The sequence below is a fragment of the Dactylosporangium sp. CA-139066 genome (genome assembly GCF_050936175.1).
Taxonomy (GTDB): domain Bacteria; phylum Actinomycetota; class Actinomycetes; order Mycobacteriales; family Micromonosporaceae; genus Dactylosporangium.
This window is the reverse complement of the sequence record NZ_JBNJNH010000002.1, coordinates 1496675-1517674: the sequence shown is the minus strand read 5'-3', so window position 1 is coordinate 1517674 and position 21000 is coordinate 1496675. Positions and strand designations below refer to the sequence as shown.

22 protein-coding genes and 1 pseudogene are annotated in these 21000 nt (G+C 70.7%); 2 read left to right on the top strand and 21 right to left on the bottom strand.

What is annotated here, in order from left to right:
* Position 1: 1 nt before the first annotated feature.
* The 12 genes and pseudogenes from nuoK to ACQEVU_RS51735 all read right to left on the bottom strand — a co-directional run bounded on the left by nuoK (position 2) and on the right by ACQEVU_RS51735 (position 11966).
* Entirely contained in the window at positions 2–247 is a 246-nt protein-coding gene (gene nuoK / locus ACQEVU_RS51790; RefSeq protein ID WP_433339737.1) for an NADH-quinone oxidoreductase subunit NuoK, read from the bottom strand.
* Positions 248–297: 50 nt separating this feature from the next.
* Positions 298–1077, bottom strand: a complete 780-nt coding sequence (locus ACQEVU_RS51785) for an NADH-quinone oxidoreductase subunit J (RefSeq protein WP_433338036.1) — start codon at positions 1075–1077, stop codon at positions 298–300.
* The gene (nuoI, locus tag ACQEVU_RS51780; RefSeq protein ID WP_433338034.1) at positions 1074–1622 is read right to left on the bottom strand and encodes an NADH-quinone oxidoreductase subunit NuoI; all 549 of its coding nucleotides are present in this window, start codon (positions 1620–1622) and stop codon (positions 1074–1076) included. Before nuoI ends, ACQEVU_RS51785 begins: the two co-directional genes overlap by 4 nt.
* 1 nt (position 1623) lies before the next feature.
* The gene (gene nuoH, locus ACQEVU_RS51775; RefSeq protein ID WP_433338032.1) at positions 1624–2979 is read right to left on the bottom strand and encodes an NADH-quinone oxidoreductase subunit NuoH; all 1356 of its coding nucleotides are present in this window, start codon (positions 2977–2979) and stop codon (positions 1624–1626) included.
* A 1-nt stretch (position 2980) separates the two neighbouring features.
* The gene (locus ACQEVU_RS51770; RefSeq protein ID WP_433338030.1) at positions 2981–5461 is read right to left on the bottom strand and encodes an NADH-quinone oxidoreductase subunit G; all 2481 of its coding nucleotides are present in this window, start codon (positions 5459–5461) and stop codon (positions 2981–2983) included.
* Entirely contained in the window at positions 5461–6777 is a 1317-nt protein-coding gene (gene nuoF, locus ACQEVU_RS51765; protein WP_433338028.1) for an NADH-quinone oxidoreductase subunit NuoF, read from the bottom strand. Before nuoF ends, ACQEVU_RS51770 begins: the two co-directional genes overlap by 1 nt.
* A gap of 5 nt (positions 6778–6782) precedes the next feature.
* Positions 6783–7472 (bottom strand): annotated as a pseudogene (gene nuoE / locus ACQEVU_RS51760) (NADH-quinone oxidoreductase subunit NuoE); the annotation flags it as partial.
* On the bottom strand, positions 7472–8788 hold the full coding sequence (locus tag ACQEVU_RS51755; protein ID WP_433338026.1) for an NADH-quinone oxidoreductase subunit D: 1317 nt from the start codon (positions 8786–8788) through the stop codon (positions 7472–7474). The gene ACQEVU_RS51755 and the pseudogene nuoE, both read right to left, overlap by 1 nt.
* A complete protein-coding gene (locus ACQEVU_RS51750) occupies positions 8785–9483 on the bottom strand; it encodes an NADH-quinone oxidoreductase subunit C (protein WP_433338024.1) in 699 nt (232 codons plus the stop codon). The genes ACQEVU_RS51755 and ACQEVU_RS51750 overlap by 4 nt, the downstream gene beginning before the upstream one ends.
* On the bottom strand, positions 9480–10151 hold the full coding sequence (locus ACQEVU_RS51745) for a NuoB/complex I 20 kDa subunit family protein (RefSeq protein WP_433338022.1): 672 nt from the start codon (positions 10149–10151) through the stop codon (positions 9480–9482). The genes ACQEVU_RS51750 and ACQEVU_RS51745 overlap by 4 nt, the downstream gene beginning before the upstream one ends.
* A gap of 25 nt (positions 10152–10176) precedes the next feature.
* Positions 10177–10542: an NADH-quinone oxidoreductase subunit A gene (locus ACQEVU_RS51740; protein ID WP_433338020.1), complete on the bottom strand. Its 366-nt coding sequence runs from the start codon at positions 10540–10542 to the stop codon at positions 10177–10179.
* A gap of 143 nt (positions 10543–10685) precedes the next feature.
* The gene (locus ACQEVU_RS51735; protein WP_433338018.1) at positions 10686–11966 is read right to left on the bottom strand and encodes a geranylgeranyl reductase family protein; all 1281 of its coding nucleotides are present in this window, start codon (positions 11964–11966) and stop codon (positions 10686–10688) included.
* A 241-nt stretch (positions 11967–12207) separates the two neighbouring features.
* Between ACQEVU_RS51735 and ACQEVU_RS51730 the strand changes: the two genes are divergently transcribed.
* Positions 12208–12528 carry a hypothetical protein gene (locus ACQEVU_RS51730; protein WP_433338016.1) on the top strand — a complete coding sequence of 107 codons (321 nt, stop codon included), beginning with the start codon at positions 12208–12210 and terminating at the stop codon, positions 12526–12528.
* Between the two features lie 453 nt (positions 12529–12981).
* Here the strand turns inward: ACQEVU_RS51730 and ACQEVU_RS51725 are convergent, their stop codons facing one another.
* Positions 12982–13674 carry a demethylmenaquinone methyltransferase gene (locus tag ACQEVU_RS51725; protein WP_433338014.1) on the bottom strand — a complete coding sequence of 231 codons (693 nt, stop codon included), beginning with the start codon at positions 13672–13674 and terminating at the stop codon, positions 12982–12984.
* On the bottom strand, positions 13671–14906 hold the full coding sequence (gene mqnC / locus ACQEVU_RS51720) for a cyclic dehypoxanthinyl futalosine synthase (protein ID WP_433338012.1): 1236 nt from the start codon (positions 14904–14906) through the stop codon (positions 13671–13673). The genes ACQEVU_RS51725 and mqnC overlap by 4 nt, the downstream gene beginning before the upstream one ends.
* A 49-nt stretch (positions 14907–14955) precedes the next feature.
* Here mqnC and ACQEVU_RS51715 point away from each other — a divergent pair, with 49 nt between their 5' ends.
* The gene (locus ACQEVU_RS51715) at positions 14956–15912 is read left to right on the top strand and encodes an aldo/keto reductase (protein WP_433339736.1); all 957 of its coding nucleotides are present in this window, start codon (positions 14956–14958) and stop codon (positions 15910–15912) included.
* Here the strand turns inward: ACQEVU_RS51715 and ACQEVU_RS51710 are convergent.
* From ACQEVU_RS51710 to paaA, 7 genes are read right to left on the bottom strand one after another with little or no spacing between them, the layout of a single operon-like run.
* Positions 15898–16602 carry an anti-sigma factor gene (locus ACQEVU_RS51710; protein WP_433338010.1) on the bottom strand — a complete coding sequence of 235 codons (705 nt, stop codon included), beginning with the start codon at positions 16600–16602 and terminating at the stop codon, positions 15898–15900. The two genes, ACQEVU_RS51715 and ACQEVU_RS51710, sit on opposite strands and share 15 nt — an antisense overlap.
* Entirely contained in the window at positions 16599–17210 is a 612-nt protein-coding gene (locus tag ACQEVU_RS51705) for a sigma-70 family RNA polymerase sigma factor (RefSeq protein WP_433338008.1), read from the bottom strand. Before ACQEVU_RS51705 ends, ACQEVU_RS51710 begins: the two co-directional genes overlap by 4 nt.
* A 58-nt stretch (positions 17211–17268) precedes the next feature.
* Positions 17269–18381, bottom strand: a complete 1113-nt coding sequence (gene paaE / locus ACQEVU_RS51700) for a 1,2-phenylacetyl-CoA epoxidase subunit PaaE (RefSeq protein ID WP_433338006.1) — start codon at positions 18379–18381, stop codon at positions 17269–17271.
* The gene (paaD, locus tag ACQEVU_RS51695; RefSeq protein ID WP_433338004.1) at positions 18378–18842 is read right to left on the bottom strand and encodes a 1,2-phenylacetyl-CoA epoxidase subunit PaaD; all 465 of its coding nucleotides are present in this window, start codon (positions 18840–18842) and stop codon (positions 18378–18380) included. The genes paaE and paaD overlap by 4 nt, the downstream gene beginning before the upstream one ends.
* Positions 18836–19543 carry a 1,2-phenylacetyl-CoA epoxidase subunit PaaC gene (gene paaC, locus ACQEVU_RS51690; RefSeq protein ID WP_433338002.1) on the bottom strand — a complete coding sequence of 236 codons (708 nt, stop codon included), beginning with the start codon at positions 19541–19543 and terminating at the stop codon, positions 18836–18838. The genes paaD and paaC overlap by 7 nt, the downstream gene beginning before the upstream one ends.
* On the bottom strand, positions 19540–19818 hold the full coding sequence (gene paaB, locus ACQEVU_RS51685; RefSeq protein WP_433338000.1) for a 1,2-phenylacetyl-CoA epoxidase subunit PaaB: 279 nt from the start codon (positions 19816–19818) through the stop codon (positions 19540–19542). Before paaB ends, paaC begins: the two co-directional genes overlap by 4 nt.
* Complete coding sequence (gene paaA, locus ACQEVU_RS51680; protein ID WP_433337998.1) at positions 19811–20821, bottom strand: 1,2-phenylacetyl-CoA epoxidase subunit PaaA; 1011 nt, start codon at positions 20819–20821, stop codon at positions 19811–19813. Before paaA ends, paaB begins: the two co-directional genes overlap by 8 nt.
* Positions 20822–21000: the final 179 nt, after the last annotated feature.

The following is a 21000-nucleotide window of genomic DNA, read 5'->3' as shown; positions in this document are numbered from 1 at the left end:
TTTAGTACTTCAGCAGGTTCGCGTCGTCGACGCTGGCCGAGCGCCGAGTCCGGAAGATCGACATGATGATCGCCAGGCCGACGACGACCTCGGCCGCCGCCACGACCATGACGAAGAACGCCATGATCTGCCCGTCGAGCGTGCCGTTGATCCGGCTGAACGTGACCAGCGCGAGGTTGGCCGAGTTCAGCATCAACTCGATGCACATGAACAGCACGATCGCGTTGCGGCGGATGAGCACGCCCATCGCCCCGATCGTGAAGAGGATCGCCGCGAGGACGATGTAGTACGTCGGAGTCACTTCTCGGTCCCCTTCGGTGCGACGTCCGCGGACGTCAACTCCCGGGTCGGCAGAATCTTGGAGATGCTGCGGTCGGACGGCGTGCCGTCGGGCAGGCGGGCCGGGGTCGCCACCGAGTCGGAGCCGGCGAAGACGCCGGGGCCCGGCTTCGGCGCCGGGTAGTTGCCCGGGCGGAACCGCGCCAGCATGCGCTGCGGCTGGCTGATCTTCTCTTCCTTGCGCTTCTCGACGTGCGCCAGGACCATCGCGCCGACGGCCGCCGTGATCAGCAGCGCCGAGGTGATTTCGAAGACCCAGACGTACTTGGTGAAGAGCAGGCGCGACAGGCCGATGACGTTGCCGGCCGAGTTGGCCTCCGTCAGACCCCTCGGGCTGACGTCGCCGAGCGCCCGGTACAGCCCGATGCCCAGCAGCAGCGCCAGCCCGAGCCCGAGCACGCTGGCCGCCATCCGCTGCCCGCGCAAAGTCTCGATCAGCGAGTCCGAGGAGTCGCGGCCGACCAGCATGAGCACGAACAGGAACAGCATCATGATCGCGCCGGTGTAGACGATGATCTGCACCATGCCGATGAACGGGCCGGCCTGCAGGACGTAGAAGACGCCCAGGCTGAGCATCGTGACGATCAGCGACAGCGCGGAGTGCACGGCGTTGCGGGCCCAGACCATGCCGATGGCGCCGAGCACGGCGAGCGGGCCGAGGATCCAGAAGGTGACGGCCTCGCCGCCCTTCACGTCACCGGCCCCGGCCAGCGTCTGCAGCGCGAGGGTGCTGCTCACGAGTGGCCTCCCTTGTAGCGCTCGGCACCCACCGAGGTGCCGGGGTTCTCCAGCGCGCCCACGTAGTAGTCCTTCTCGGAGTCGCCCAGGCGCATGTCGTGCGGCGGGCGCTCCATCCCGGGCAGCAGCGGCGCGAGCAGCTGCTCCTTGGTGAAGATCAGGTCGCGGCGGTTGTCGCGGGCCAGCTCGTACTCGTTGCTCATCGTCAGCGAGCGGGTCGGGCAGGCCTCGATGCACAGCCCGCAGAAGATGCAGCGGGCGTAGTTGATCTGATAGGTCTGCGCGTAGCGCTCGCCGGGCGAGAACCGCGCGTCCTCGGTGTTGTCCGCGCCCTCGACGTAGATCGCGTCGGCCGGGCAGGCCCAGGCGCACAGCTCACAGCCGATGCACTTCTCGAGCCCGTCCGGCCAGCGGTTGAGAATGTGCCGGCCGTGGTACCGCGGAGCCGGCGGCTTGCGCTGCTCCGGGTACTCCTCGGTGACCACCTTCTTGAACATGTGCGAGAAGGTGACCCCGAACCCCTTGAGGGTTCCACCAATAGACACGTCAGCTCTCCTTGCCGGTCGGGACGGTTTCCCGCTCGACGATCACGCGCTTGGCCCGCGGGCTGGGCGGCACCTCGAGGTTCATCGGCGGCAGCGGGAAGCCCTGCTCGCCGCCGACGCGGCCGCCCGGGTCCACCGGCGTCGCCTCGGCCAGCGGCGCCTTGCGCGCCCGCTGCAGGCCGACCAGCGCCAGGACCAGCACGACCAGGACCACGATGCCCACGATCACCCCGGTGCGCGCGCCCGTGCTCAGCTCGCCGTGCGTCTGGACCAGGCGGATGCCGGACAGCGCGAGGATCCAGACCAGGTTGGCCGGGATCAGCACCTTCCAGCCGAAGCGCATGAACTGGTCGTAGCGCATCCGGGGCAGCGTGCCGCGGAGCCAGACGAAGACGAAGAGCAGCAGCAGCACCTTGATGGTGAACCACAGCACCGGCCACCACCCGTGGTTGGCGCCGTCCCAGAGCGAGATCGGCCACGGGGCGCGCCAGCCGCCCAGGAACAGCGTGGTGCACAGGCCCGAGACGGTGACCATGTTGACGTACTCGGCGAGGAAGAACAGCGCGAACTTCAGCGACGAGTACTCGGTGTGGAAGCCGCCGACGAGCTCGGACTCGGCCTCGGGCAGGTCGAACGGCGCGCGGTTGGTCTCGCCGACCGCCGCCGTGAAGTAGATCAGGAAGCTCGGGATGAGCAGGATGCCGTACCACGCGGGCAGGTGCCAGGTCATGCCGAAGACGTTCGCGGTGCCGTTGCCGGCCTGCGCCTGCACGATCTGCGAGGTCGACATCGTGCCCGACACCAGGAAGACCGAGACGATCGACAGGCCCATCGCGACCTCGTAGGAGATCATCTGGGCGCTCGAGCGCAGGCCGCCGAGCAGCGGGTACGTCGACCCGGAGGCCCAGCCGCCCAGCACCACGCCGTAGATGCCCATCGAGGAGCAGGCGAGCACCAGCAGTACCGCCACCGGGATGTCGGTGAGCTGCAGCGGGGTGTGGGTCCCGAAGATCGACACGCTCGGGCCGAAGGGGATGACCGAGAACGCGGTGAACGCGGTGACGGTCGAGACGACCGGCGCGAAGAAGAACACCACCTTGTCCGCCAGCCGCGGCATGATGTCTTCCTTGAAGGCGAGCTTCAGGCCGTCGGCCAGCGACTGCAGCAGGCCGAACGGGCCGTTGCGGTTCGGGCCGGGGCGGACCTGCATCCGGGCCACGACCCGGCGCTCGTACCAGATGGCGAAGAGCGTCATGACGACCAGGAACGCGAAGATCACGATGACCTTCGCGAGCACCAGCCACCAGGGGTCCTTGCCGAACTGGTCCAGGTTGCCGTACGCGGCGAGAGGCGTCATTTCACTGCTCTCCTCTATTACCGATACCCCTGGTCCCGATCTCAACCAGCGCGCCCTCGGTGACACCGAGCGTGCGGCGCAGGGTCGAGCCCGGTGAGTTCGTCGGGATCCACACGACCCCGTCGACCATGTCGGTGACGAGCGCCGGCAGGGTGATCGCGCCCCGCTCGGTGCCGACCGTCACCGCGTCCCCGTCCACCACGCCCAGGTCGGCCGCGGTGCTCTTGGAGATCCGGACCACGGCGGGGCGGGCGGTGCCGGCCAGGTGGCCGTCGCCGTCCTGCAGCGAGCCGCTGTCGATCAGGTGGTGCCAGGAGGCGAGGATCGCCTGGCCGCCGGCCGGAGCCGCGGCCGTGCCCGGCGCGACGTCCGGCGCCGTGCCCCGCACGATGCTCGGGTTGCCGGCGCCGACGATGCCGGTCGACGCCGTGCCCGGCAGCGGCAGCTGGGCGAGCGCCGCGAGCTGCCGGCGAGCCCCGTCGACGTCGGCCACGCCGAGCTGGACGCCCAGCTCGCGGGCCAGCGTGTCGAGCACGCGGCCGTCGCTCATCGCCTGCGTCTTGAGCACCGTGCCGAACGGGCGGACCCGGCCCTCCCAGTTGACGTACGAGCCGGACTTCTCCGCCGCCGGGGCGATCGGGAAGACCACGTCGGCGCGCTTGGCCACCGCGCTCATCCGCAGCTCGAGGCTGACCAGGAAGCCGACCTTGTCCAGCGCCTCCTCGGCGGCGATCGGGTCGGCCAGGTCGGACGGGTCGACGCCGCCGACGACCAGCGCGCCGAGCCGGCCCTCGCGGGCGGCGGCGATGATGCCGTCGGTGTCGCGGCCCGAGGCGCTGGGCAGCACGCCCGCGTCCAGGCCCCAGGCGACCGCGACCTCGCTGCGCGCGGCCGGGTCGAAGACCTGGCGGCCGCCGGGGAGCAGGGTCGGCACGACGCCGGCCTCGACCGCGCCGCGGTCGCCGGCCCGGCGCGGCACCCAGGCCAGCCGGGCGCCGGTGGACTCGGCCAGGCGGGCCGCGGCGGACAGGCCGCCGGGCACGCTGGCCAGCCGCTCGCCGACGAAGAGGATCGCGCCCTCGCCCGACAGCGCCTCGCGCAGCTGCTCGGACTCGCCGAGCACCTCCGCCTCGGCGCCGGGGGCGGTGAGCAGGACCGTGGCGCCGAGCTTGGAGTACCCGCGGCTCACGAACGGGGCGACCGCGAAGCTGGGCAGGGCCCGCTTGAGGTACGCCTTGCGCGCCCGCAGGAAGATGATCGGGCACTCCTCCTCGGGCTCGAGCCCGACGAAGACGACCGCGGAGGCCCGCTCGATGTCGGCGTACGTGACCTCGGCCCGGCCGACGACGTGGGAGCCGAGGAACTCGGTCTCCTCCGCCGACAGGGGCCGGGCGCGGAAGTCGATGTCGTTGGTGCCGAGCGCCACGCGGGCGAACTTGCTGTACGCGTAGGCGTCCTCGACGGTCAACCGGCCGCCGGCCAGCACGCCGACGCCGCCGTTGTCCTTCGCCGCGGCCAGGCCCGCCGCCGCCACCGTCAGCGCCTCCGGCCAGCTGGCCGTGCGCAGCTCACCGGTCTTCTTGTCGCGCACCAGCGGCGTGGTGAGGCGGTCGGTCGCGGTGACGTACTGGAAGGCGAAGCGACCCTTGTCGCAGTTCCACTCCTCGTTCACCGCCGGGTCGTCGCCGGCGAGGCGGCGCATGACCTTGCCCCGGCGGTGGTCGGCCCGCTGGTCGCAGCCGGCCGCGCAGTGCTCGCAGGCGTTGGGCGTGGACACCAGGTCGAAGGGGCGGGCCCGGAACCGGTACTGCGAGCTGGTCAGCGCGCCGACCGGGCAGATCTGGATCGTGTTGCCGGAGAAGTAGCTGTTGAACGGCGCGTCGCTCTCGGGCGAGTCGGGGTCGCCGCGGAACACGCCGATCTGCTCGTTGGACGAGCGCTCCATCAGGTCGATGAACTTGTCGCCGGCGATCTCGTCGGAGAAGCGGGTGCAGCGCTGGCAGAGCACGCAGCGCTCGCGGTCGAGCAGCACCTGGGTGCTGATCGGCAGCGGCTTGGGGTACTCCCGCTTGTGCTCCACGAACCGGGACTCGGCCTGGCCGTTGCTCATCGCCTGGTTCTGCAGGGGGCACTCGCCGCCCTTGTCGCAGACCGGGCAGTCGAGGGGGTGGTTGATCAGGAGGAACTCCATGATTCCCTCCTGGGCCTTCTTGGCCACGTCGGAGGTCATCTGGGTCCGTACGACCATGCCCTCGGCCACCGGCTGGGTGCACGAGGCGACCGGCTTGCGCTGGCCCTCGATGTCCACCAGGCACTGCCGGCAGGCGCCGGCCGGGGCCAGCAGCGGGTGGTCGCAGAAGCGCGGGATCGAGATGCCGATCTGCTCGGCGGCCCGGATGACCAGCGCCCCCTTGGGCGCCTCCACCTCGATGCCGTCGATCGTCAGCTTCACAGTCTCGGCCTTGGGAACCACGTCAGTCATCAGTGAGCTCCTACCAGCTCGCCGTGGAACATCGGCGCCTTGCGGCCCTCGATGTAGTCCAGGTAGTCCTGCTTGAAGTACTTGATCGAGGACGTCACCGGGCTGGTCGCGCCGTCGCCGAGCGCGCAGAACGAGCGGCCCAGCAGGTTGTCGCAGGCGTCCAGCAGGGTGTCGAGGTCCTGGTGGGTGCCCTGGCCGGCCAGGATGCGGTGCAGGATGCGGACCATCCAGTAGTTGCCCTCGCGGCACGGGGTGCACTTGCCGCAGGACTCGTGGTGGTAGAACGCGATCCAGCGGTAGGTGGCGTAGACGACGTCGTCCTGGTTGGAGAAGACCTGCACCGCCGTGGTGCCGAGCATCGTGCCGGCGCCGGCCATGCCCTCGAAGTCCATCGGCGTGTCGAGGTGCTCGTCGGTGAGCAGCGGCGTCGAGGAGCCGCCCGGCGTCCAGAACTTCAGCTCGTGGCCGGGCAGCATGCCGCCCGCGAGGTCGATGAGCTGGCGCAGCGTGACGCCCAGGCCGCACTCGTACTGCCCGGGGTGGTTCACCCGGCCGGAGATCGAGTAGATCTTCGGGCCCGGCGACTTCTCCGTGCCCATGCTGCGGAACCAGCCGGCGCCGCCGAGCACGATGTACGGGACGCTGGCGATCGTCTCGACGTTGTTGACGACCGTGGGCGAGGCGTAGAGGCCGTGGGTCGCCGGGAACGGCGGGCGCAGCCGGGGCTGGCCGCGGAAGCCCTCCAGCGAGTCCAGCAGCGCGGTCTCCTCGCCGCAGATGTACGCGCCGGCACCGCTGTGCACGACCAGGTCCAGGGAGAAGCCGCTGCCGAGGATGTTCTCGCCGAGGTACCCCTTGGCGTACGCCTGCTGGACCGCCGCCCGCAGCCGCCGGGCCGCGTGCACCGCCTCACCGCGGATGTAGATCGCGGCGAAGTTGGCGCGGATGGCGTACGACGCGATGATGACGCCCTCGACCAGCGCGTGCGGGTCGGCCATCATCAGCGGCAGGTCCTTGCAGGTGCCAGGCTCGCCCTCGTCGGCGTTGACCACCAGGTAGTGGGGCTTGCCGTCGTTCTGCGGGATGAAGCCCCACTTCATGCCCGTCGGGAAGCCGGCGCCGCCGCGCCCGCGCAGGCCCGAGTCCTTGACCAGCTGGATCAGGTCGTCCGGGTGGGCCTTGAACGCCTTGCGCAGGGCCGTGTAGCCGTCGAGCCGCTCGTACACGTCGATCTTCCACGCGTCCGGCGACAGCCAGCGCTTGGTGAGCACCGGCGTGAGCTTCGACAGCGACTCCTGCGAGGGCTGGTACGTCATGACTTCGCCTCGTCCTTCTTGGCGATGGGCGTCTCCGGGTCGAAGCCCGGCACCGCGATCCCGAAGCGCTCCGCGAGCCGGTTGCCGGCGAGCGTCGACTCCCCGGCCGGACCGTCGGCGATGACCTCGTCGCCCCGGTCGTCGGCGAAGCCCGCGAGCTGGACCGCCATCTCCTTGAGCGTGCAGAGCCGGGTGCCGCGGCTGGGCTGCGGGCGCTCGCCGTTCTGCAGCTGCTTGACCAGGTTCAGCGCGGTGTCGGCCTGCACCTGGTCGAAGAACTCGTAATTGACGGTCATGACCGGCGCGTAGTCGCAGGCGGCGAGGCACTCGGCGTGCTCGAGGGTGATCTTGCCGTCGGTCGTCGTCTCGTCGTGGCCAACCCCAAGGTACTCGCTCAGGGCCTGGTACGCCTGGTCGCCGCCGAGCACGCCGCACATGGTGTTGGTGCAGACGCTCACCAGCCAGTCGCCGGTCGGCTTGCGCTTGTACATGGTGTAGAACGTCGCGACCGCGCCCACCTGGGCCTTCGTGATCCCCAGGACCTCGGCGCAGAACGCGATGCCGTCCGGGGAGACGTAGCCCTCCTCCGACTGCACGAGGTGCAGCAGGGGCAGGAGCGCGGAGCGCGAGCGGCCCTCGGGGTAGCGCGCGATGATCTGACGCGCGCGCTCGCGCGTGACCTCACTGAACACCATTAACGATCACACCCACCCATGACGGGGTCGAGCGAGGCGCCGCCCACGATGACGTCGGCGAGCAGGCCGCCCTCCGCCATCGCCGGGATCGCCTGCAGGTTGACGAAGCTGGGCTCGCGGTAGTGCACCCGGAACGGGCGCGTGCCACCGTCGGAGACCGCGTGCACGCCGAGTTCGCCGCGAGGCGCCTCGATCGGCACGTACACCTGGCCGGGCGGGACCCGGAAGCCCTCGGTCACCAGCTTGAAGTGATGGATCAGGGCCTCCATGGACTGGCCCATGATCTTCGCGACGTGTTCGAGCGAGTTGCCCAGGCCGTCGCCGCCCACGGCGAGCTGCGCGGGCCACGCGATCTTCTTGTCGGCGATCATGATCGGGCCCGGCTCCAGCCGGTCCATCGCCTGCTGGACGATCCGCAGCGACTGGCGCATCTCGTTGAGCCGGACCTTGTAGCGGCCCCACGCGTCGCCGGTCGGCTCGGTCGGGACCTCGAAGTCGTAGGTCTCGTAGCCGCCGTACGGCTGCTGCTTGCGGATGTCCCAGCCGAGCCCGGCCGAGCGCAGCACCGGCCCGGTGATGCCCAGGGCCAGGCAGCCGGTCACGTCGAGCACGGCGACGCCCTGCGTGCGCTCGCGCCAGATCGTGTTGCCGGACAGCAGGTCCTCGTACATGTCGATGCGCTCGGGCATCCAGCCGAGGAGCTCGCGGATCTTGGCCAGCGCCTCCTCGGGCACGTCCTGCGAGACGCCGCCCGGGCGTACGTAGGCCATGTTCATCCGCAGGCCGGAGACCATCTCGAAGATGTCGAGGATGTACTCGCGCTCGCGGAACCCGTAGATCATCATCGACAGGGCGCCGAGCTCCATGCCGGTCGTGGCGAGCCAGACCAGGTGGGAGGCGATCCGGTTGAGCTCCATCATGAGGATGCGGATCGTCTTGGCCCGCGGGGTGATCTGGTCCTCGATGCCGAGGAGCTTCTCGACCGCCATGCAGTAGCCGGTCTCGTTGAAGATCGGCGCCAGGTAGTCCATGCGGGTCACGAACGTGGTGCCCTGGGTCCAGTTGCGGAACTCCAGGTTCTTCTCGATGCCCGTGTGGAGGTACCCGATGACGGTCCTCGCCTCGGTGACGGTCTCGCCCTCGAGCTCAAGGACCAGCCGGAGCACCCCGTGCGTGGACGGGTGCTGCGGGCCCATGTTGACGACGATGCGCTCTTCCGAGCCGGCCTCGTTGACGACCGTGTCCCAGTCCCCGCCGGTGACGGTGAAGACCTTGCCCTCGGTCGTCTCGCGGGCGGCGGCGTAATCGGTGGTCACAGGTAACTCCTCCGCTGGTCCGGCGGCGGGATCTCCGCACCCTTGTACTCGACCGGCACGCCGCCGAGCGGGTAGTCCTTCCGCTGCGGGAAGCCCTCCCAGTCGTCCGGCATGAGGATTCGGGTCAGGTTCGGGTGGCCGTCGAAGACGATGCCGAACATGTCGTAGGTCTCCCGCTCCTGCCAGTCGGCGGTCGGGTAGACCTGGGTGACGCTCGGCAGGTGCGGGTCCTCGGCGGTGACCGCGGCCTCGAGGCGGATCCGGCGGCGGTACGTCAGGGACGTCAGGTGATACACCGCGTGCAGCCGGCGGCCGTCGGAGCCGAGGTAGTCCACGCCCGACACCGAGGAGCACAGCTCGAAGCGCAGCGCCGGGTCGTCCCGCATCGCCTGGCAGACCTCGGCGATGCGCTCCGGCACGATGTACAGCGTGAGCTCGCCGCGGTCGACCACGATCCGCTCGATCGCGTCGTCGAAGCCCGGGTAGGCCTCCTCCAGCGCGTCGACGACCTCGTCGAAGTCGCCGCCGAAGGGCCGCGGCGAGTCGAGCTCGACCGCGCGCCGGCGGCGCAGGCCGCCGAACCCGGAGGTGTCACCGCTGCCCTGGACGCCGAACATGCCGCGCCCGGCCGCCGTGGACGGCGGGGTCTGCGCGACGGCGCCGAGCTCGGCGCCGACTGGTTCTGCGTTGGTCACTTTGAACCTCCGGACAGTTGCGCCCGCTCTTCCATCCACTTCTGGATGCGCAGCTGCTCTTCGCGACCCGACTCGGCGGCCTTGATCCACTCGGCCCGCTTGGCCTTGTCGAAGCGGTAGCTCGACGGCATTGCGCCGGGTGCCACCACCGGCGCGCCCTCGCGCTCGACCTTGGCCTCGATCGCGCGGCGGCGCCGGTCACCGAGGGGCTCGGCCATCACCTTGTCGTGCAGGCGCAGGATGGCGTCGATGAGCATCTCCGGCCGCGGCGGACAGCCCGGCAGGTACATGTCCACGGGCACGATGTGGTCCACGCCCTGGACGATCGCGTAGTTGTTGAACATGCCGCCGCTGGAGGCGCAGACGCCCATCGAGAGCACCCACTTGGGCTCCGGCATCTGGTCGTAGATCTGGCGCAGGACCGGGGCCATCTTCTGGCTCACCCGGCCGGCGACGATCATCAGGTCGGCCTGGCGGGGGCTCGCCCGGAAGACCTCCATGCCGAAGCGCGCCAGGTCGTAGCGGGCGGCGCCGGTCGCCATCATCTCGATGGCGCAGCAGGCCAGGCCGAAGGTGGCCGGCCAGAAGCTCGCCTTGCGCGACCAGTTGACCAGTTTCTCGACGGTCGTCAGCAGGACGCCGGTCGGTACCTTTTCCTCGATGCCCACGGTTCAGCCCTCGTTGTCCATTAGCTCAGTCCCAATCCAGCCCACCGCGCCGCCACACATAGGCGAACGCGACGAACACGGTGACGATGAACAGCACCATCTCCACGAACCCGAAGAGGCCGAGCGCGTCGAAGTTCACGGCCCAGGGGTACAGGAAGATGATCTCGATGTCGAAGACGATGAACAGCATCGCGGTCAGGTAGAACTTGACCGGGAAGCGACCGCCACCGACGGGCTGCGGCGTGGGCTCGATACCGCACTCGTAGGCGTCGAGCTTCGCCCTGTTGAAGCGCCGGGGGCCCACGAACGGGGCGACCGCGACCGAGAACAGTGCGAAGGCGGCGGCTAGGGCGAAGAGCCCGAGAATCGGTATGTACGGCGCGAGCGACATCGTGCTGCTCCGTCCTTTCGGCGGCCGGGGCCGCTCAAGTGCTGTAAGCGGTGCGTTTAAACACTATTCGGTGATGCCTGGACGGCTTCGTCCGGGGCACCCCAAATGCGGCTTTGGCCAGCCCCTTTGGGGGTCAACGTGGTCTAGGCGGCTGGCGCGAGCCGGGTCATGGCGTTGATCACGCGGTCCATCGCATCGCCACCTCGCGGATCGGTGAGATTGGCGAGCAGCTTGAGCACGAACCGCATGAGGGTCGGGTGGGGCATGCCGTGCTTGGTGGCGATCCGCATGACCTGCGGATTGCCGATGAGCTTGACGAACACGTTTCCGAGCCGGTAGTAGCCGCCGTAGCGGGCCTTGAGCTCGGTGGGGTAGTTGGCGAGCACCCGCTCGCGCGCGGTGCCCTGCGGGCGGGCCAGCGCCTGGATGGCGATCTCCGCCGCCAGCTCGCCGGACTCCATGGCGTAGGCGATCCCCTCACCGTTGAAGGGGTTGACCATGCCACCGCTGTCACCGACGAGCAGGACGCCCCGGGAGTAGTGCGGCACCCGGTTGAAGCCCATCGGCAGGGCCGCGCCCTGCGCCTTGCCGTCGGCGTTGGCCGGGTCGGACAGGCCCCAGTCGGCCGGGGTGTTGTCCAGCCAGTCGGCGAGCAGCGTCTTGTAGTTGGTCTTGCCGTAGGCGACGCTGCTGTTGAGCACGCCCAGGCCGACGTTGACCCGGCCGTCGCCGAGCCCGAAGATCCAGCCGTAGCCCGGCAGGAGCTTGTCGCCGGACTCCCGGCTGCGCAGCTCCAGCCACGACTCGAGGTAGTCGTCGTCGTGGCGGCTCTCGCTGCGGTAATACTGCCGGACGGCGACGCCCATCGGCCGGTCGTCGCGCTTGGCGATGCCCAGCGCGAGCGCGAACCGCCCGGAGACCCCGTCCGCGGAGATGGTCAGCGGCGCCCGGAACTCCAGCGGCTCCTTGTCGGGCCCGGTCGCGGTCACGCCGACGACCCGCCCGGTGCGGTCGAGGATCGGCCCGGTGACGTTCGTCCCGCTCCGCAGCACGGCGCCGGCGTCGGTCGCGGCGGTGGCGAGCATCTGGTCGAAGTCCATGCGGGTCCGGGTGAGCCCGTAATCCGGGAAGCTGGCGAGGTCGGGCCAGTCGAGCTCGAGGCGCACCCCGCCACCGATGACGCGCAGGCCGCGGTTGCGCAGCCAGCCCTTCTCCTCGGTGGTGTCGATGCCCATCGTGATCAACTGCTTGACCGCGCGCGGCGTGAGCCCGTCGCCGCACACCTTCTCGCGCGGGAACTCGGTCTTCTCCAGCAGCAGAACCCGAAGCCCGTGCCGGGCAAGGTGGAACGCCGTAGCGGATCCGCCCGGCCCGGCGCCGACGACGATGACGTCCGCGTCTTTCCCGGTGTCGGTCACAGCCATCACACCCCCTGCCCGTTCACTTGCCGCTCGTTTCGCGTCTCTTCCGGCGTTCGTGAAAGTCTTCACAAAGTCATCCGTGGAGCAGTCTAGAACCGTGAACAGCCCTCCTGTCGGTAAGGCGACCCTAATTTTTCACCCAGACGGTCACCACGCCGACCGCCTCACCCGACGCGCGCACGGTTGTCCACAGGCATAGCTTGTACGTCGACAGCGGGTGATCGGGCAACAATCCTGAGTAACCGTGGACGTCGCATTGCGCCACCTGGTGCTGGCTTCGCTGCGCCGCGCGGGCCTGTGGTCCTGGGCGGAGGCGGTCCCGATTGCGGACCGCTGGGGCCGGATCATGGTCGCGGACGTGGCGTTCGCCACGGCCCGGCTGGCGGTGGACCTCGGTTCGTCGACGTTCGCTCCGGGCGGGCCGGCTCGCACGCGGCTGCGACTGGCGGCGTCGGGGTGGACGTTGACCTCTTATACACGTGCGGACTTCGAGCATCGGGCGACGGAGATCACGCGGGAACTTCGCGCCCTGCTCGACCACCTCTCGCCGACCCGGTACCCGTGATCGCTGCGAAATGTCGGGCGCTCCGCGCCGCGACATTTCGGATTTATACCCTGACCGGCGAAAAATCCGACAAGTCGTGGCACGAAGTGCCCGACTTGTCGTTGTGCGTGCCCGCCGGGTGCGTCATAGCCCTCCGCCGCCTCGCCGCCGTCGATCGCCAGCCCGAGCATCCTCGTCGCCCTCGAACCGCCAAGCCGGGCGCTTGTCGCCGCCACTGGGGACAACCGGGAGAACCGCATCTCACGCCCCGCCGAGCGCCGGCCGGGGGCCCTCAACAGAGCAGGTGCGCCCGCCTCGTCGTGCCGCCGGAGCCACCTGCGCTCGCCAGGGAGAGAACCGCCCGGCCGGGGCTCCTCCAGGCGTCGAATCCGACTTATCGCCTGTCGGGGCATAAGTCCGATAAGTCGTGGCACGGAGTGCCCGACTTATCGTTTTCGCGGCGAGCGTGCTGGGTTAGATGCGGAAGCCGCGGTGCATAGCCACCACGCCGCCGGTCAGGTTGCGCCAGGCGACCTTGCGCCAGCCGTTGGCGCCGATGCGTGCGGCCAGGCCCGCCTGGTCCGGCCAGGCGCGGATCGACTCCGCCAGGTACTGGTACGCGTCCGGATTGCTCGACACGCGCTTCGCGACCTGGGGCAGGGCGCCGACCAGGTAGCCCTGGTACACCGCGCGGAACGGGCGCCACGTCGGGGTGCTGAACTCGCACACCACCAGGCGGCCGCCGGGCTTGGTGACGCGGGCCATCTCGGCCAGCGCGGCGTCCGTGTCGGCGATGTTGCGCAGGGCGAAGGAGATGGTGACGGCGTCGAAGGTCTCGTCGGCGAACGGCAGGTGCAGGGCGTCGGCGGCCAGGAGGGGGACCTCCGGGCGCTTCTCGCGACCGGCCTGGAGCATGCCGACCGAGATGTCGGCGCCGACCGCGAAGGCGCCCGAGCGGCCCAGCTCCAGGGTCGACACGCCGGTGCCGGCGCCCAGGTCCAGGACCTTCTCGCCGGGCTTGAGGCCCAGCGCCAGCCTGGTCTCGCGGCGCCACATGCGGTCGCGGCCGCCCGAGAGGACGGTGTTGGTCAGGTCATAACGGCGGGCCACGCCGTCGAACATCGCCGCAACCTCGTGCGGCTCCTTGTCCAGTGTCGCGCGCGTCATGAGTTCACCGGGGTCAGCGGGAGCGAGCGGCCCGTGCCGCCGCCGGGGATGGCGATCGACGAGAAGTGCGACTGCACGCGCTCGTCGGTCGGGTCGTCGGCCTCGGTCAGGTGGACCTTGAGGTGACGGTACTGCGTGTCCCGCTGCGCCGGGATGCGGTCGGCGCTGCGGATCATCTGGACCAGCTCGGTCAGGCGGGAGCGGTGCCGGGCGCCGGCGGAGGAGATCACGTTCTCCTCCAGCATGATCGAGCCCAGGTCGTCCACGCCGAGGTGCAGCGACACCTGGCCGACGTCCTTGCCCGTGGTCAGCCAGGACGACTGCAGGTGGGCGATGTTGTCGAAGAACAGCCGGGCGACCGCGACCAGCCGCAGGTACTCCAGGCTGGTGGCCTGCGTGCGGCCCTTCAGGTGGTTGTTCTCCGGCTGGTAGGTCCACGGGATGAAGGAGCGGAACCCGCCGACCGTGCCGGCGAGGTCGGCCTCGACGGAGTAGCCGTTGGCCACCGCCAGGTCCTGCACGTCGCGGATGAGCCGCAGGTGCTCGATGCGCTCGGCGTTGGTCTCGCCGGTGCCCATCATCATCGTGGCCGTCGAGGAGACGCCCTGCCGGTGCGCGGCCGCCATGACCTCCAGCCAGCGGGCGCCGGACTCCTTGAGCGGGGCGATCGCCTGGCGCGGGCGGTCGGGCAGCATCTCGGCGCCGGCGCCGGCGATGGACGCCAGGCCGGCGGCCTTGATCCGGGTGATCGCCTCGTCGATCGAGACGCCGGAGACCTTGGCCATGTGCAGGACCTCGGACGGGCCGATCGAGTGGATGACCAGGTCGGGGAACTGGGCGTGGACGGCGGAGAAGAGCTCCTCGTAGTACTCCACGCCGTAGTCGGGGTGGTGCCCGCCCTGCAGCATCACCTGCGTGGCGCCGAGGTCGACCGCCTCCGCGCAGCGGCGCAGGATCTCCTCGGTGCCGTGCGTCCAGCCCTCGGCGTGCTTCGGCGCCCGGTAGAACGCGCAGAACTTGCACGCCGTCACGCAGACGTTGGTGTAGTTGATGTTGCGATCGATGATGTAGGTGACGATGTTGTCCGGGTAGCGACGCCGGCGGACGGAGTCGGCGGCCTCGCCGAGCTCGTGGAAGGGCGCGTCCGTGTAGAGCAGCAGCGCCTCGTCCGGGCCGATACGGCCGCCGTCGGCGGCACGCTGCAGAATCTCGCTGATCACCGGAGTCGTCACACCCAGAGCGTACCCAGAGCGGCCACGCGGTCGAGCGGGCGTGCCTAGGATCACGGAGGTGACTGACATGCGATACCAGCGTCTCGGGCGCTCGGGTCTCACTGTGTCGGCGGTCGGCATCGGCTGCAACAACTTCGGCGGGCGCATCGACGCGACCCGCGCGGCGGAGGTCGTCGACGCCGCCCTCGAGCACGGGATCACGCTCTTCGACACCGCCGACGTGTACGGCGCCACCGCCGGCGCGTCCGAGGAGGCCCTCGGTGCCGCCCTCGGCAAGCGCCGCGACGGGGCGATCGTGGCCACCAAGTTCGGCATGGACACCCGCGGCGCCTACGGGCCGGACTGGGGCGCGCGCGGCGGACGCCGCTACATCGTGCGCGCCGCCGAGGCCTCCCTGCGCCGGCTCGGCACCGACTACATCGACCTGTACCAGATGCACTGTCCCGACCCGCAGACCCCGCTGGAGGAGACGCTGGCCGCGCTCGACGACCTCGTGCGCTCGGGCAAGGTGCGGTACATCGGCCACTCGAACTTCTCCGGCTGGCAGGCCGCCGACGCCGCCTGGATCGCGCAGACGCGCCACCTGACCCCGTTCGTCAGCGCGCAGAACCGCTACTCGCTGCTGGACCGGACCGTGGAGGCCAATCTGGTACCGGCGCTGGAGCACTTCGGCCTCGGTCTGCTGCCCTTCTTCCCGCTGGAGCTCGGGCTGCTCACCGGCAAGTACCGCCGCGGCGACGCCCCGCCGCCCGGCTCCCGGCTGGCCCGGGAGGGCTTCGAGCGGGTGCTCGCGGACGCGCCCTGGGACCGCATCGAGCGCCTCGCCGCCTTTGCCGAGGAGCGCGGGCTGGACCTGCTGACCGTGGCCATTGGCGGGCTCGCCGCCAAGCCGGCCGTGGCCAGCGTCATCGCCGGCGCGACCACGGCCGAGCAGGTCGCGGCCAACGTCGCGGCGGCGGCCTGGCAGCCCACCGCCGAGGACATGGCGGCGCTAGCGGACATCTAGGCGGCCGACGATCTCGGTCGGCGCCTTGGAGCCCCCCTCCGGTTCGCGGCTGACCCCGAACTGGTCGGCCAGGCCCTTGATGTAGTAGCGCCCGGTACCGGACGAAAGCCCCACATCGCGAGCGGAGTCGCCGATCATCCACAGCTGGTAGGTCTTGCCGTCGCCCGGCGGTGCGAAGCCGTCGAGCACGGCCACGGCGGCGTCGCGCGACGGCGAGACCACCATCGTGACCTGCCCGCCCTGCATCCGGCCCTGGACCAGGCGGGCGTCGGCGGACGCCAGCACGGCGTCGATGCTCGCCTGGGTCGCGCGCTCGGCGGCGATCTCCCGCTCGGCGACGGCCCAGGTCGCGACGCTCGCGCCGGCCGCGAGCACCGCCGCGGCGACGCCGGAGACGGCCCAGCGCCGCAGCCGCCCGCGGTCCGCCCGGCCGGTGACGGCCGAGCCCGGTCGGCCTCGCTCCTGAGGTGTACCGCGAACCCGCGCCAGAACGGCCTCCCGCATCCGCGGCGGAGGCGCCTCGGCGACGGGCTCGGCCAGCCAGGCCGCCGTCTCGCGCAGCTCGGCGACCTCGGCCGCGCACGACGGGCAGTCGCGCAGGTGCCGGTCGAAGGCGGCGCGCTCGAGGTCGTCGACCGCGTCCAGCGCATAGGCGCCGGCCAGCGCATGGATGTCCACCATGCCGGTCATGACAGCGTCACCCCCAGGCAGTCGCGCATGCGGATCAGGCCGTCGCGCATGCGCGTCTTGATGGTCGGCAGCGCCGTACCGAGGAGATCCGCCACCTCGCGATAGCTGTTGCCGCCGTAGTACGCCAGCGTGATCGCCTCCCGCTGCAGCTCGGTGAGGCCGTCGAGGCAGCGGCGCACCTGCTGCTGCTCGATGCGGGCGGTCGCGGTCTCCACGACGTCGTCGTACGGCGTCTCGGCGCTGACGGCGGCGACCCGCCGGACCCGCTCGACCCCGGCCTGCTCGGCGCGGACCCGGTCGACGGCGCGGCGGTGGGCGATGGTGAAGACCCAGGCGGTGGCGGAGCCGCGGGCCGGGTCGTAGCGCCCGGCGGTGCGCCAGACCTCGACCATGACCTCCTGCGCGACCTCCTCGGACTGCGCCGGATCGCGCAGCACCCGGCGGATCAGCCCGTACACCCGGGCGGACACGAGGTCGTAGAGCTCGGCGAAGGCCCGCTCGTCGCCGCGCGCCACGCGGGCCAGCAGCTCGTCGGCGTCGGGCGGGCGCTGCCGCGGTGGCGGTACCGCGACGAGCCGCTGCGGCGGCAGCTCGGGTTCGGGTCTCATGTCGCTCATTCGGAGCCGCCGGCCGGGCGGATGGGTGCGATTCTGCGACTACCCGGGGTCATGCGTCGAAGTCGACCACGACCCGATCCGTGATCGGCATCGACTGACAGGTCAGGACATATCCGGCGGCGAGCTCGTCGGGCTCGAGCGCGAAGTTGCGCGCCATCTCGACCTGCCCTTCGACGACCTTGGCCCGGCAGGTCGAGCAGACGCCGCCCTTGCACGCGTACGGCAGCTCGGGCCGCGCCCGCAGCGCCGCGTCGAGGATCCGCTCGTCGTGGGCCATCGTGAAGGCGGTCTCGCGCCCGTCGAGCACGATGCTGACCTCGGCCCCCGGGTCGTCGGGCGCGGGCGCGGCGGCCCGGGCCAGCGGCGGGGTGTCGTCGACGTGGAAGAGCTCCGTGTGTACCGCGGCATCCTCGACGCCCCGCTCGCTGAGCGCCACCTTCGCGTCCAGCACCATGCCGTGCGGCCCGCAGAGGAACCACTCGTCGACGGAGCCGGCCGGCAGCAGCGCGTCGAGGATCGCGCCGATGCGCGCCTCATCCAGCCGCCCCGACAGCAGCGGCGACTCCTGGGCCTCGCGGGAGAGCACGTGCACCACGTGCAGCCGCTGCGGATAGCGGTCCTTGAGGTCGGCCAGCTCCTCGGCGAACATCACGGTGGCGGCGGCGCGGTTGCCGTACACCAGCGTGAATCGGCTCGTCGGCTCGGTGGCGAGCGCCGTCGCGGCCAGCGACAGCACCGGCGTGATCCCGGAGCCGGCCGCGACCGCCGCGTAATGCCGGGCCCGGGCCGGGTCGAACGCGCTCGTGAAGTGCCCGAGCGGCGGCAGCACGTCGACCTCGTCGCCGGGGGCGAGCTCCGACAGCGCGTACGTCGAGAACGCGCCCCCGTGGACCCGCTTGATGCCGACGCGCAGCACCCCTTCGTCGCGCAGCAGCGCCGGCGTCGAGCAGATGGAGTACGACCGGCGGATCTCCTCGGATTCGGTGTGCCGCCGGACCGTCAGGTGCTGCCCGGCCCGGAACGCGAAGTGCTCCCGCAGGTCGGCCGGCACGTCGAACGTCACCGCGACGGCGTCGTCGGTCAGCCGCTCCACGTCGAGCACGGCGAGGCGGTGGAACATCGGCCGGCGCTTCACCGGCCGGCGGATCTGCGAGACGGTCATATCGGCTTCACCCGCTCGAACGGCTCGCGGCAGGCCCGGCACCGCCACAGCGCCTTGCACGCGGTGGCGCCGAAGCGGGACAGCTCCTCGGTCTCCGGCGAGCCGCAGCGCGGGCAGCGCACGGTGAGCGCCAGGCGCACCGGGCCCCCGGCCGGCGCGGGCGGCGCGATCCCGGCGTTCGCCAGCTTCCGCCGGCCCGTCGGCGTGATCCAGTCGGTCGTCCACGGCTCGGCCAGCTCGGTGGCGACCGTCACGTCGGCGAAGCCGCCCGCGTCGAGGGCGGCCACGATGTCGGCGCGGATGAGGTCCATCGCGGGGCAGCCGGAGTACGTCGGGGTGATCGTGACCGTGACCCGCCCGTCCCGCTCGGCGACGTCGCGCAGGATGCCGAGCTCCTCGATGGTGACCAGCGGCAGCTCCGGGTCGCGCACCGCGGCGGCCAGCTCGCGCGCGCTCACCACGTCGCCCCGGGGTGCGCGCGGTGCAGGACCTGCATCTCGGCCAGGAGCTTGGACAGGGCCTCCGTGTGTACGCCGAGCCGCCCGCCCGTCGGCGCCCAGCCGTCGGCCGGTCGGGTCAGCGTCGCCTCGGCCAGCACCGCGTCGACCTCGGCCAGCCAGGCCGGGCGGAGGTCGGCGTGCGGTTCCTCGAAGAGCTCGTGGGTGTACGGCCACAGGGCCTCGACCGCCGCCTGCATCCGCCGGTGGGACTCCTCGGTGCCGTCGCCGAGCCTGACCGTCCACAGCGTCGCGTGCTCCGCGTGGTAGGCCGACTCCTTGCGCGCCTTCGCGGCGATGCCGGCCAGGCGCGGGTCGTCGCCGGCGCGCAACTGGTCGTACAGCAGGCGCTGGAAGATCGAAAGGAACAGCAGCTTGCCGATCGTCACCGCGAAGTCCCCGTTGTCGAGCTCGACCAGCAGCGCGTTGCGGAAGTCGCGATCCTCGCGCAGGAAGGCCAGGTCGTCCTCGTCGCGCCCGCGCCCCTCCAGCTCGCCGGCGTAGGTCAGCAGCAGCCGCGCGGCGCCGAGCTGGTCCAGCGCGATGTTGGCCAGCGCGATGTCCTCCTCCATCTCGGGCGCGCGGGAGCACCACTCGGCGAGCCGCTGCGCCGCGATCAGCGCGTCGTCGCCGAGGGCCAGCACCCGCTCCACGGTCGCCGTCATATGTGCTCGGCACCTTCCGGGACGGCGTAGAAGGTCGGGTGGCGGTACACCTTGTCGGCGGCCGGGTCGAAGAACGCGTCCTTCTCGTCCGGGCTGCTCGCGGTGATCGCCCCGGCCGGCACCACCCAGATCGACACGCCCTCCTGGCGGCGGGTGTACACGTCGCGGGCGTTGCGCAGCGCCATCTCGGCGTCGGGGGCGTGCAGGGACCCGACGTGCTGGTGGGCCAGCCCGCGGCGGGGTCGCACGAAGATCTCCCAGAGCGGCTCAGACATGCTTCTTCTCCGCATGCGCGCGGGCGGCCTCGCGCACCCACGCACCTTCTTCATGGGCACGGCGGCGGTGCGCCATGCGCTGGCGGTTGCAGGGACCCTCGCCCTTGATCACGCGCATGAGCTCGTCGTAGTCGGGCTGGGTGTAGTCGTGCGCGCCGCGCTCCTCGTTCCACTTGAGGTCCGGGTCGGGCAGCCGCAGCCCGAGCACGCCGGCCTGCTGGACGCACATGTCGACGAACCGCTGGCGCAGCTCGTCGTTGGTGAATCGCTTGATCTTCCAGGCCATCGAGCGCTCCGAGTGCGTGGAGTCGCCGTCCGGCGGGCCGAACATGGCCAGCGACGGGTACCACCACCGGTCGACGGCGTCCTGGGCCATCGCCCGCTGCTCGTCGGTGCCGTGGGCCAGGGTGTGAAGGATCTCGTACCCCTGCCGCTGGTGGAACGACTCCTCCTTGCAGATGCGGATCATGGCGCGCGCATACGGCCCGTAGGAGCAGCGGCACAGCGGCACCTGGTTGACGATCGCCGCGCCGTCGACGAGCCAGCCGATCGCGCCGATGTCCGCCCAGGTCAGGGTCGGATAGTTGAAGATCGAGCTGTACTTCTGGCGGCCCTCGATCAGCATCGACACGAGCTCGGCGCGGTCCACGCCGAGCGTCTCGGCCGCCGCGTAGAGATACAGCCCGTGCCCGGCCTCGTCCTGCACCTTCGCCAGCAGGATCGCCTTGCGCTTGAGCGTCGGCGCCCGCGAGATCCAGTTGCCCTCGGGCTGCATGCCGATGATCTCGGAGTGCGCGTGCTGCGCGATCTGCCGGATGAGGGTCTTGCGGTAGGCCTCGGGCATCCAGTCACGCGGCTCGATCTTCTGATCGGCCGCCACGATCGCATCGAAGTACTCCTGCAGCTCACCGCCGTTGTTGATCTTTTCACCGGCGGCCGCGTGCAGGTCCCGCTCGGCGCTGTCGACCTGCTCGAGCAGCGGGGCGAAGTCGTTGCCGTACACGAGCCAAGTGTTACAGCATCCGGCACTTCGTGCAACAAGGTGTCACACCACATCGAGCCATTTACCAGGGACTTTTGAGCGCATCCGAACTGCGGTCCGTTTGGTTGAAGGAGAGACTGATCGGGCAAATTCACTCACGTCGGGTGAGGCAGCGATCGCTTACGACGTGTTGAGCGCCG